General features: G+C 71.2%; 8 protein-coding genes. 1 reads left to right on the top strand and 7 read right to left on the bottom strand.

From position 1 onward, the window contains the following. Window positions 1-70 precede the first annotated feature (70 nt). The 4 genes from GIY23_RS07270 to GIY23_RS07285 are packed head-to-tail and all read right to left on the bottom strand — an operon-like array spanning window position 71 to window position 8,503. Window positions 71-1,345 carry a TIGR02679 family protein gene (locus tag GIY23_RS07270; RefSeq protein ID WP_228717589.1) on the bottom strand — a complete coding sequence of 425 codons (1,275 nt, stop codon included), beginning with the start codon at window positions 1,343-1,345 and terminating at the stop codon, window positions 71-73. After that, window positions 1,342-5,532: a TIGR02680 family protein gene (locus GIY23_RS07275; RefSeq protein ID WP_154075951.1), complete on the bottom strand. Its 4,191-nt coding sequence runs from the start codon at window positions 5,530-5,532 to the stop codon at window positions 1,342-1,344. Before GIY23_RS07275 ends, GIY23_RS07270 begins: the two co-directional genes overlap by 4 nt. Further along, window positions 5,529-6,806, bottom strand: a complete 1,278-nt coding sequence (locus tag GIY23_RS07280; protein ID WP_154075952.1) for a TIGR02678 family protein — start codon at window positions 6,804-6,806, stop codon at window positions 5,529-5,531. Before GIY23_RS07280 ends, GIY23_RS07275 begins: the two co-directional genes overlap by 4 nt. Continuing rightward, entirely contained in the window at window positions 6,803-8,503 is a 1,701-nt protein-coding gene (locus tag GIY23_RS07285) for a DUF2397 domain-containing protein (RefSeq protein WP_154075953.1), read from the bottom strand. Before GIY23_RS07285 ends, GIY23_RS07280 begins: the two co-directional genes overlap by 4 nt. A gap of 114 nt (window positions 8,504-8,617) precedes the next feature. Between GIY23_RS07285 and GIY23_RS07290 the strand changes: the two genes are divergently transcribed. After that, window positions 8,618-9,550, top strand: coding sequence for a cobalamin biosynthesis protein (locus GIY23_RS07290; protein ID WP_154075954.1), 933 nt, complete (start codon window positions 8,618-8,620; stop codon window positions 9,548-9,550). A 193-nt stretch (window positions 9,551-9,743) separates the two neighbouring features. On the opposite strand, the gene GIY23_RS07295 is transcribed toward GIY23_RS07290, so the two are convergent. The 3 genes from GIY23_RS07295 to GIY23_RS07305 form a co-directional block, all read right to left on the bottom strand. Beyond that, on the bottom strand, window positions 9,744-10,559 hold the full coding sequence (locus tag GIY23_RS07295; protein ID WP_154075955.1) for an SURF1 family cytochrome oxidase biogenesis protein: 816 nt from the start codon (window positions 10,557-10,559) through the stop codon (window positions 9,744-9,746). A 61-nt stretch (window positions 10,560-10,620) separates the two neighbouring features. Beyond that, window positions 10,621-11,490, bottom strand: coding sequence for a fructosamine kinase family protein (locus GIY23_RS07300; protein WP_154075956.1), 870 nt, complete (start codon window positions 11,488-11,490; stop codon window positions 10,621-10,623). Beyond that, a complete protein-coding gene (locus GIY23_RS07305) occupies window positions 11,487-11,951 on the bottom strand; it encodes a low molecular weight protein-tyrosine-phosphatase (RefSeq protein ID WP_154078679.1) in 465 nt (154 codons plus the stop codon). The genes GIY23_RS07300 and GIY23_RS07305 overlap by 4 nt, the downstream gene beginning before the upstream one ends. Window positions 11,952-11,996: the final 45 nt, after the last annotated feature.

Raw genomic sequence — 11,996 nt, forward strand, 5'->3', positions numbered from 1 at the left:
TGCAGCGAGGAGGGCGCCGAGTTTCCGCTATCCGACCCACCGAGCAAACCCCTCAGCAAGGAGCCCTGTGTCAGTGCAGCGAGCCGTCGCGGAGGTCGTCGAGGAGGCGTACCAACGTGACTTCCTCGTCGACGGCTTGGCCGGTGCCCGCCATCAGCTCCCGCAATGCCGGGTCCCACGGGGTGTCGACCGGGGTTCCGATGAGCGGGGGCAGGTCGAGGCGTTCCTGCGACGCCCGGTCGAGCTCCTCGCGATAGTCGGCCGCACTCATCCGCCACGGCCGAACCTGGTGGTGCGACCACAGCCCATTCAGGATGCTCACCCCTGGCCAGTCGAAATCGCCATGATGGCGCAGCCTCGCGCCGTTCGGCGCAAGTCGGTCGAGCAGTTGCAGGGCCACCGTCGACGGACGACCCGACAGGCACAGCAGCGGATGCCGTATTCCCTCGTGGACGGCGGCTTCCAACACACGGGGGTTCTCGCAGACGGCGATCACGCTGCCCGGAGGCACGAGTGTGTCCGGCGCCGCCGCCAGATCCCGATGCGTGAGGTGGGTCGGCAGTCCCAGCTCGGTACGGTCGAGAACGCCACGAGACCACGGGTCCGCACCGACGAGCGGCAATGCCCAACATGCCACGGTGGCCGATACTCCGTCCGAGGTCACGCCGACCCGTTCCCACAGTGCGTGGCGATCGTGTTCCCGGGTGGGCGCTTCCACGCCGTGGGCCAGTGCGATGGCCTTGAGGACCACGCGGCTCAACGCTGTCCCGCTGTCGAGCTGGTACGGCGCGTCGAGCTGGGTCGCGAGGTCCGCACGGGGAATCCACGATCTCGGCGAGGCCTCCGGGTCGAGAACGACGTGCGCGAGAGCGCCTGCCGCTCGCCGAGCCGTGAGTTCCAAGTCTTCCCGGGCGACCCGCCCGTACTGGTTCCACCACTCTATCCACGGCCGCGTCCAGGGTCGGCCGCTGAGCCCGTGCTCGGCGAGTGCCGCCTCCAGCACCGACGCCACTCGTTCGAGGCGCTCATCCTGCCTCGCCGGAGACGACGCCCTGGTCACCGGACGTCCGTGCAGGATCTCCAGCACCTCTTCGAGTCCGAGCCCGAATCTCGCACGCACCGCTTCGTCCAGTTTGGCCACGTTGAGCCTGGTTCCGAGACCGGTCATCGGCCTGCCGTAGACCTCACCGACCGCACGGCGCGAGTCGTCGTCCGGTAACGCGAGTCGGAAGGTCGCCGCCGGCTTCGGCTGTTCCAAGGCCTCCCGCGCCTGCTGCCACAGTCCCGTCAACTCGGGACCGCCCCAAGCGCGACGGACGTCGTCGGCGGTGGGCTCGTCGCTCACTCCGGTCGCTCCAGGCCGTGCCCGTCCCAGGTGGTGTGCGTGCAGGCGATGCCGTGCCCGCTCCGGGGGCGCAACACGTCGTAGATGTGCATCTTCGGGATCTTCGGCGAGACTCCCCAGCCGCTCGGCCAGGTGATCATCCAGTCCATGTCCAGATCGACGAGTAGTCCCAGCATTCGCGCGATCGTCGGATCGTCGAGTCGCTCGAACGCCTCGTCGAGCAGCACGAGCCGTAGTGGCCCCTGCCCGCCGGAGGACACACTGACGGCGTCGTAGAACGCCGCCGCGGCGGCGAACAAGGTGACGTACGAGATCAGCCGGGTTTCACCCGACGAGAGCTGCTTGAGCCGGCGTACCCGGGGCTTGTTCTCGGGGCCGGTGTCGCGGACCCGGACGGTGAACGTGTACCAAGCTCGGTAGTCCAGCGCCCGCGAGAGGATCTCCGCGTAGCCGCCGGTGCCCGAATCGCGTTCTGCTTCGATGAGCTCGGTGAACACCCGCCGCAGCACGCCGTCCTGGTCCTCGCTGCGGTCCGCGAACGGGGTCCGCACCAGCTCGATCGCCTGCTTGATGTCGTCGCCGAGCGCGGGGGAGGGCTGCCATTCCAGCTGGACGTGGACGCCCTGGCTGGAACGGGCGCCGTCGAGGACCTCGTTCATCCGCGTGCAGAGGTCTTCGGCCACGTCGATCTGGTTGCGCAGCCGTTCGGCGAGGTCCCGGATCAGGTAGTCGGCGAAGATCGACTGGTAGCGCTCGTTGAGGTAGCCGCGTTGGTCGGCGAGCCGCTCGCTGACCAGCCGGGTCGCCTCCGCCACCGGACGCGGTCCTTCCTCACCGGTCACGGTGACGGTGAGCAGTCCGTGCTGTTCGCCCGCGTGGATGTCGTAGTTGCCGGTCAGCGACTGCTGCAACGTCTGCAGGCGGTTCAGCACCGTCGACTCGGACGAGCCCTTGCGCTCGCTGGCGATGAGCTTGTCGGCGGCGTCGTCGGCGTCCGGGATCCGCGGAGCTTCGCTCGCTTCGTCGTCGGTGGCCTCGACGTTCGCGGCCGCCCACAAGCCCGGGATGCGCAGTGCCTGCGCGAAAACGGATTCTGCTGTGTCCACTTCGGACGTACGAGTGTCGAGCTGTGCCCGCTTGGAATCGCGTTGGGTTTCCAGGCGTGCTACCGCCTCGCGAACCGTGCTGATGTTCTCGCGTCTGCGCGGCAGTTCCTTGCGCAGGTCGGCCCGTTCGCGTTCCAGGCCGCTGACCTTGTCGGCGATCTGCTTGGCTTCGCCGTCCACGGCCGAGGTCAACTCCGCGAGTCCCGTGGCATGCTCGGCGAACTCGGCGCAGCGTTCGTCGGCCTGGGACTCGGCCGCCATCCGGTCCGCGACCGCGACGTCGTGGTGCAGCGAGAACTCACGCAGGTCCGCCAACGTCGCCAGGCAGCGGTCGTGGACGACGTCGCGCAGTGCGTCGATGGCGGTGCGGGCCTGGATCGCCGCGCGGTGCGCCTCGTCGAGTGCGCCGGTCTCGGCGGGCAGGCCGGCCTCGGTGGCGTCCCTGACCAGTTCGGCCTGGGCCGCTCGCCACCGGTGTTCGGTGTGGTCGTATTGCTCGCGGTTCTGGGATGACTTCCGGTCCGCTTCCGCGGCCGCCTCGACCGCCGAGCGCACGTTCGCGTGCGCGGTGAGCACGTCCTCACCGTCCGGGAAGCGATCGAGGTGCTGCTCGGCGGCCGCGGCCAGTTCGGTGGCGTCACTGTGGCGGGACTCCGCGTCGCCGGTCCGGTCGCGAAGCTCGGCGAGTGCGTCCTCCAGCTCGCCGATACGCCGGGCCCGCGCGGATTCGCGGGCTCCCGCGCCGACGTACTCGGCGGACTCCTTGCGCCACGTGCCGTGCAGGACGCCTGCCGACCACGAGCCGTCGGCCGAGACCGACAAGGCTGCCTCGTGGCCGTCCAGGGCGATCGAGGCGAGCACCTCGGCGATCCGCGACTCCGGGACGGGGCAGTTCGCTTCGGGCACCGGGCGTAGCACCGCGTTCGCGGGTGTTCGCGGCCCCTCGCCGGGCAGCGGCGAGGCGAGCAGGTCCGAGAGCGTGGCGTCGGCGACCGCACCGTCGGCCTTCACCCACGCGTTGAGCAGCCCGCTCGCCTGGAGGGCGCCTTCGAGGCCCGCGCGCTCGTCCTCACTCAGCCCGGGGGCGAAGTCGACCAGCTGGAACAGTGGCGCCCCCGCATCCGGGTCGCGCTCGGCGTCGGCCCAGAACGGACGCTCGGGGCTCCGCTCTCCTCCGGAACGCAGTTCGCAGAGTTCGGCCTCGTGCTCGCGGCTGCGTGTCCGCAGATCGTCCAGCTCCCGTTCCACGTCCGAGACCGCGCGGCGCGCGGCTTGCAACTGCGGTCGGGCCCAGGTGCGGGCAGCCTCGCGAGCCTGGCGGGGTGCGCTGCGGTCCGCGACGACCTCGTCGGCCGCAGGAGGCTCCGGAGCCGGGGAGTTCTCGGTGGACGCGGTGTCCGTCGCGGGCCACTCCGAACGCCACGCGTGAGCACGCTCCGTCCACGCCTCGGCGACCTCGGCGAGGCGTTGGTGCGCCTGGTTCCGCCGCCCCGCGGCCTCGGTCGCCGCCAGGCGCGCCTGGCGGGCCAGTTGCTGGGACTCGGCCACCTCGGCGGCGTTCGTGTCCAGCTCGACCGACTTCTGGTGCAGCGACAGCGTCAACGCACCGCGCTGTTGCGCGACCGACGATGCCTGGCGCCCGCGGTACGCGGCATTCCGGAACTCCTCCACGAGATGGTCGGCGTCCAGCTCCGGTGCGTGCCTGCGCTGCACCGACACCGGCTCCGCGTCCGGTTCCGGCGCCCCGCGCACGGATGCGGCTTCCTCCACCGGCTCCACAGTGGGAACACGCGGCAGGTGCGGCACGAGCGTGCCGTCCAACCCGGCCGTCGTGAGTTGGTGCGTCGCGTCCTGAGCGGCCTGGCCTGCCGCGTCGGTGTCCTGGACCAGGCGGCGGAGCAGCCCGAGCAGCGAATCCAGTGAGCGCTGCTCGTTCGCCCGGTGCGTGGTCGCGGTGTCCAGCGCAGACACGGCCTCCGAACGTTTGCTGTCGACGAGCCGCTCGCGGTCCCGGAGGTTCTGCAGTTCGGTGTAGGCCGGATGCGACCGCAGCGAGTCGATGCTCGCTTCCAGCTCGCCTTCCCGCTGCTCGAGCTCGGTGATCCGTTGCTGCTCGGAGTCGCGTTCCGTCTGCTTACCGGAAACCTGGTCGTCCAATGTGGACACCTCGGTGCGCAGCGTGTGCAACCGCTGCCGCGCCGAACGCATCGACTCCGCACGGTCCCGCAACGCTGCGAGCGCGTAGCCCGAATACGTCGACAGGAAGGCCGTGAGTGCCTTGTCGGCGCTGGTGAGCCGCACGATGTTCGACCGGATCGACTCGAGGTCGTCGAACGAGGTCGCCAACCGCTCGATCAGACTCGCCTCCAGCGGCGGCAACGCGTCCGAGAGGATCTGTTCGAGCTGACCCTCCAACACCTTCAGGCCGACGTCCGGGTTGCGCAGCGTCCGCTGCAGATGCAGTAGATCGCCGTAGCGGGCCGCGGGAACGCCGTAGACCGTCGCGGCGATCTTCGCGCGGAAGGACTGGTCGTCGAGGACGCAGTCGGCCCCGAGCAGGTCGCGCAACTGCGCCTGGCCGAGCGGAACCCGGTCCGGGCCCACCAGATGCAGCTGGTGCCCGACTCGGCGGGTCGTGATGAACCGCCACGAGTCGCTGATCGCTTGCGAGGTCTTCGACGCTTTCACTCCGACCCCGCAGGTGAGGAACTCCTCGCCACCGTCCGGCAGATCGCGCCGCAGCTCGACCCACGCGTAGCCGATGCGGTTCGGCCCGCCCGGATACTCGTCGAGCATCAGCCGCCGGACACTCACGGTGTCGAAGCCCTTCGACCCGACCTGGCGCAAGTCGCCGTCCAGGCACAGCGGCAGCAGCAGTTCCAAGGTCCGCGACTTGCCGGACCCGTTGGTGCCCTGGAAGATCGCCCGCCCGCCGGAGAGGTCGAACGTGTGCTCGGCGTACTGCCAGATGTTGACGACGCCGCCGCGGTGCAATCGCCAGCGGCGCGAGACCCACGGGTCGTCAGGGCCGTCGGTGGGGCTGCCGAGGTCGTCGACCCGGGGCGCGGCCTCGGTGCTCATTGCGCTTCCTCTCGCGTGTCGGCGGAGCCAGCGGGCTCCTTCGTCGCGTCCGCCTCGTCCGCGCCGTCGAACAGGGACCAGCTGGGTTCGACCGGTGCGGGTGGTGGTTCCGATTCCCGGCTCTGGGCGGGTGTGGCGTCCGGTTCGGGGATCCAGCGGTGCGCGGCGGGGCTGAGCCACCAGCCGTCCGGCCGGTCCTGATCCAGCAGACCGAGGCGACGGAGCAGTCCCGTTACGTCGTCGACCAGGGCCTCCGGGTCCTCGACCGCGACGCGCGACCACGCCGCCGGGTACGACTCCACCAACGTCGCGCAGACCTCGGCGACCTCGTCCCGAGTCACCGGATGGCGGCCGTCGGCTTGCCGAGGCTCGTGCAGGCCCAGCAGGTCCGGCAGCGCGAGTAGCGCGATCCGCGCCACCGTGCCGGGGCCGGGGAACGTGAGGTCGGTGAGGTAGTCCTCCGGGTCGGAGACCACGATTCCTTCACTGCGGGTCTCGGTCACGAGCCCGAAGAACCGCTCCAGCAGCTCCGACTCCGACCGCAGGTGCTCCAACAGCCAGGTTTCCTGCTCGGCGGGGAAGTCCCGGAACACGACCACCGGATCCTCCACGAGCCTGCGCCGCACGGCGTGTTCCACCTGGCGCGGTCCCACCGCCGTGGCGCGCTCGATCAGCTCGTCCGGACTCGTCGCGTCGCCGAGTGGTCCGGACACGAGCTGACCCAGCAGGTCGGTGTCGATCGTGATCAGCGCCTCGGCGGAGGAATCCGTGGCCAGCGGCGACACCGCCCCCTCGGTCTCGGTGATCACGCCGAGCGAGACCAGGTGACGCAGCGCCGCCGTCAACGCGCGGCGATCAGCCGGGTCGTCGGCCACGGCGACGCCCGCTTCCACCGCGGCCGCGCGCACGTCGACCACCAGCCGCGAGAGCAGGACCTGGCGGCCGATCCCGGTCAGCGCCGCCAGGGTCAGCGCCAGGTGTGCGTACCCGCGGGGGCCCAGCGACGGTTCCCCGCGCGTCGCGTCGCTACCGGGCCCGGCCTTGTGCAGGCGCGCGAACCGGCGCTCCACGACCAACCGGTACCCGAGCAGCGACGAGAAGACGTCCTGCAACACCGAGCGCCGCCGGTGGATCATCGGCAGCAGGTCACCGTCCTGGCCGCCCGCGTGCAGCATCGGCCGCCGCAGCAGTACCCGGGCGCAGCGCACGACGTTCGCCGCGTCGATGTCCGGCAGCTCGTCGAACGACGCGACGGTCCGTTCCCGCGCGCTCATCGAGCCGCTCCGTGCGCCAAGTTTCGAGTGTCCTCAGTGGACTCGTCCTCCGGGACCGCGCCGTCCCCTTCGACCTCGATCACGGAGTCCTGCAGTGTCAACGAGCCGCCGACGCTGCGGATCGTGGTCGCGTGCCCTTCCTTCGGGTGCACCGTCACCCGCAGGCGATGCACCGGATCGAGCGCGGTGCCTGCGTCCTCGGCGGAGTCGCGACCCGCCATCGCCAGCGTCAGGAGTTCGCAGAGCACGCCGAGTGCGTTGCCGGACAGCGTCCGGTCGCTGAGCTCTCCTTGCGTCGCGGCGAGTTCGCTGACCGCCGCGCTGCGCACCGCGTCCTGCTCCCGCGCTTCGGCCAGCAACGTCTCCTCGGTCATCGGGTCGTCGAGCACCCGCGACGTCCGGCCGCGAGCGCCACGCTCACCCCGGGTGCGCACGCTCACCGGCACGTCGATGACCGGGCCGTCCCGCCACGCGACCTCGTGGTTGTCGCTGTCGTGATCAGGCGCGGGCAGCAGGTGCCGTGCCGACTGCGTGCCGAACGCCGCCGCGTACAACCGGTGCCCCTGGTCGCTGTCGGACTCGTGGAACCAGCGTGCCAACGTCAGCAGTTCCGAGCGTCGGCCAGGGACCGGACCGCTGCCGGACGTCGCGCGCTTCACGCTCGCCAGCAGGGAGCCGATCGCCCGCGCCGTCGCCTCCCGCAGCGCGGCGACCTGGCTCGGCCGGCCGGGGGAGTCGACGAACCAGTCGGTCAGCTCCTGCCAGTCCGCCGACGTGCGGCCCCGTGCCCGTTCGACGTCCGTTCCTAGCTCGCCGGCCGGTCCGAGTGCGCGCACCAGCTCGTCGCGCACGCCGGCCAGTCCGGACAGCGAGGTCGCGATCGCCGGCGTGTAGCGCAACACGTCCTCGACGACCATCTGGATGTACTCGACGAGCAGGTTCCGGAAACCGGAGATCTCGTCCGGGGCGAGGTGGTGGCGTGTGACGACCTGGCCGAGGTAGGCGTAGAAGTCCCGCACCGTCGCCGCGAGCTCCGAATGTTGCAGGAACACCGTCGTGACGTGCTCGGCAAGCCGCTCCCGGCTCTGTCGTGCGGCCTTGCCGTCCGGGTCGCGCCGTTCGGCGGACCGGACGTCCGAGAGCACGGAGCCGATCTCGCCGAGCCCGCGCTCGATCGCGGGCAGCAGTTCGCGGGAGACCTCGCGGGCGCCCTCCGGGACCTGCAGCAGCGTGTCGACGTCGCGCTGCACCCGGACGGCGAGCTTGCTGACCTGGTAGCGAACGCTACCGTGCTGGAACTCGGCGATGCTGGAGGCGATCGTCTCCCGGCGTCCGACGACGAGATTCCCCCAGCCCACCAACTGTTTCAGACGGTCGATCACAGTGTCCACATCGGACTCGCCGGGGCCGATCCGGCCCTCGCGTTCGGCCACCGCGAGCGCGGCGGCGACCTCGCTCGCGGACAGGTCCGCGAGCAGCGTCGAGGTGAACAACCGCATGATCGTCAAGTACGTCCGGTGCTCGGTCGCGCGCACGTAGGCGAACAGCTGCAGACGCTGCTCGCCGTCCGGCGTCGACTCGGGCGCTGAGGCGTCCGTCACCGGCGCGGCGTCCGGCTCCGGCGGGACGAGACCACCCGCACCGGCAGCCGCCACACCCGCGCGCAGCGCGTCCGCTTCGTGATCAGGGGCCGTCACGATCCGCCACGATAACGTCTCCGCTCCCCACACCTGGTCACGCGTCGGGTGCTCGCCGGCGGAGCAGTGCCACGCGATAGATTGCTCGGCGAGCCGGACCTGGGGAGGGACACGATGCGAGCGGGACGTGCCGTCGGGTTACTACTCGGCGTCGCTGCGGACGCGGCACTCGGCGACCCACGGCGGGGGCACCCGGTCGCCACCTTCGGCGCCCTCGCCCACCATCTCGAACGGCGCCTCTACCGCGACGACCGAGCCGCCGGTGCGGCCCACACCGGCCTGCTCGTCGGGGGTGTCGTGCTCGCAGGCGTCGCAGCGGAACACCTCACCCGTCGAAGCCCGGTCGCACACGCCGCCACGACCGCCGTGATCACCTGGACGGTCCTGGGCGGCGCCTCCCTGGCCGACGAAGGGACCAGCATGGCGAGCACCCTCGACACCGGCGACCTCGCCGGTGCGCGGAGGCAACTGCGCAACCTCTGCGGGCGCGACGCCGAGAACCTCGACGGGCAGGGCCTCGCCCGGGCCAGCGTCGAATCCGTCGCGGAGAACACCTCGGACGCCGTCGTCGGGCCCCTGGTGTGGGGAGCCGTCGCGGGGTTGCCGGGACTGCTCGGCTACCGCGCCGTCAACACGCTGGACGCCATGGTCGGGCACCGCTCGCCGCGCTACCGGCGGTTCGGCTGGGCGGCGGCGACCCTCGACGACCTCGCCAACCTCCTTCCCTCCCGCGTTGCGGCCGTGCTCACCGCCGGGTGCGCCCCCGTGGTCGGCGGTTCGGCGAGCGGAGCGTGGCGCACCTGGCGGCGGGACGCCGCCGCGCACCCGAGCCCGAACGCCGGACAGATCGAGGCCGCGTTCGCCGGGGCGCTGCGGATCCGGCTCGGTGGGCGCACCATCTACGGCCACGCCGTCGAGCAGCGGCCCGTCATGGGGGAGGGACGCACTGCCGACGCCGGTGACGTCACCCGCAGCGTCGAGTTGTCGCGGGTGATCGGCGCCGCGACGGGTGCACTCGCCGCCGTCACCGCCCTACTCCGCCGCTGACCACGAGGCGAACGGCACCTTCGCCTCGTGTGGTGGGGCGAAGGTGCCGTTCGCGCCGTTGGGGGTGTGGGGTGAACGGCACGTTCGCCTCGTGTGGTGGGGCGAAGGTGCCGTTCGCGCCGTTGGGGGTGTGGGGTGAACGGCACGTTCGCCTCGTGTGGTGGGGCGAGAGTGTCGTTCGCCTCATCCGGGGTCAGAGGGATTCGCGTTCGCGCCGTTCTTCTTCGGCGACGGCCTCGGCGACCGAGACCTTGCGGCGGCGCGGCTCCTGGCTGTTGAGCCCCCGCCCCGTGGCTTCCGAATACGCGAGGTAACCGATCGTGAGGACCGCCATCGTGCCGAACGCGATCCACTGCAAGGCGTAGGAGAAGTAGGGTCCGCTCTCCAGCCGGGGCAGCGGCATCGGCTGGAGCACTCCCGGTTGTGCGCCGGCCAAGGTCACGTAACCCGGCCGGATGTCCAGCCCCGCGCCCTGCCCCACGGTTTCCGCGTTGACCGCGTGCGTCCAGCGGCGACCGTCGTGGGTGAACGTCGGACGCTGCTCGCGGTCGGTTTCGTCGGCCCGAACCCGCGCCTCCAGCGTCACCGGGCCCTCGGGTGCCGCCGCGAAGTCCGGGGCGCGCGTGGCCTGCACCGGGCGCACGAAACCACGGTTGACCAGCACGACGTCGCCGCCCTGAAGGCGGAACGGGGTGAGTACCTCGAACGCCGACTCGCCGAGCACGGTTCGTTGCCACGCCAGCGTCTCCGCCTGTGGGAGGTATTCGCCGCGCAGGGTCACCTTCGCCCACTCGGTGCTCTCGTCCGGTACCTGGCCTCCCGGCAGTACCTCGTTCAACGGGCGGGGTTCGGCGTCGAAGGACTCCGAGATCGCGTCGTTGCGTGCCTGGGCCTGGTCACTGCGGTTGAACTGCCACGGCGCCAGCAGCGTGAAGCACACGACCGCGAACAGCACGGCCAGCACGATCGAGGCCACCCAACCGGGCCGGAGCAGGAACTTCACGCGCACCCCACCACCGTAAGCGGCCGAACGCCGTCACCGTCCTCCGGGATGCCCGATGAGGGCCGCGTCACCCCTCCGTGAGCGCGTCCCGAGCAGCGCTGACGGCCTGCATCCCGTAGCCGCGTCCGAACAGCACGGTGTGCACGAGCAGCGGGAACAACTGGTGCAGCCCGATCCGTGCTCGCCAGCCGTCCGCGAGCGGAGTGACCTCCTCGTAGGCGGCGACGATGCGCTCCAGGTGCGGGCACCCGAACAGGTGCAGCATCGCGATGTCGGTCTCCCGGTGGCCGCCGTGGGCGGCCGGGTCGATGAGCCACACCCGGTCGTCTGAACCCCAGTGCACGTTGCCGCTCCACAGGTCGCCGTGCAGCCGGGCAGGAGGCTCTGCGGGGCCGGCGAGGTCGTCGAGCCGCGCGCAGACCCGCATGATCGTGTCGCCTTTGGTGCCGCTCAGTACGCCTTGATCGGTCGCGCGGCGCACGTACGGCTCGACCCGGTGGGTGGCGTAGAACGTCGGCCAGTCCGATTTGACCTCGTTGCGCATCGGGGCGAGCCCGATCCACGCGTCGGCCGGACCGTCCGGAGGTGGGGCACCGAACCCGTCGGCCCCGGAGGCGTGCAGTGTCGCCAGTTGCCGCCCGAACGTCTCCGCTGCCGTCGAACTCGGACGCCCCGAGGCCACGTGGTCGGTGACGAGCCAGTGTTCGTCGTGCCCGTGCACGGCGGGAACCGGCACGGTCCCCGAGTTCGCGAGCCACCGCAGCGACGCCGCCTCGGCGGGCACCGCGCCAGGCATCCCGTCGGTGCGCTTCACGAACACGGTCTCGCCGTTCGAGCACCGCACTTCGAAGGCCGCCGAGGTGTCACCGCCGGTGAGGCGGCGTTCGCCTGCGGTGGCGCTGCCGGTGAGCGCGACCACCGCGTCCTCGGCGTTCACAGCCGCTCCCGAACCCAGTCGATGAGCCCTGGCATGGCGGCCTCGACCTGGCCGAGAGCGTCCTCGAACCCGTGGTCACCCCCGTAGTACGGGTCCGGCACCTCGGCGCCCTCGTGGGAGCCGGGGTCGAACGACCGCAACAGCCGCACCCGCCGGCTCGTCTCGTCGCCGAGCGCGTTGCGCACCACTCGCTGGTGACCCGCGTCCATCGCCACCAGCAGGTCCGCGGTCAGGTGCGAGTCGTCGAGCTGGCTCGCCACGTGGTCGGTGTCGTAGCCGTGCTCGGCGAGGACCGTGACCGTGCGGGGGTCCGCAGGCTCGCCCGCGTGCCACGGGCCGGTTCCCGCGCTGCTGACCTCGACGACCTCGTCGAGACCCTCGCGGCGCAAATACTCGCGGAACACCAGCGCCGCCATCGGAGAGCGACAGATGTTGCCGGTACAGATGAAGGAGACGTGCACGCTCACTCCTGTGATGCTCGATCTTCTCGCCCGGCGACCATACGA

The sequence above is a fragment of the Allosaccharopolyspora coralli genome (genome assembly GCF_009664835.1).
GTDB classification, from domain to species: Bacteria; Actinomycetota; Actinomycetes; order Mycobacteriales; family Pseudonocardiaceae; genus Allosaccharopolyspora; species Allosaccharopolyspora coralli.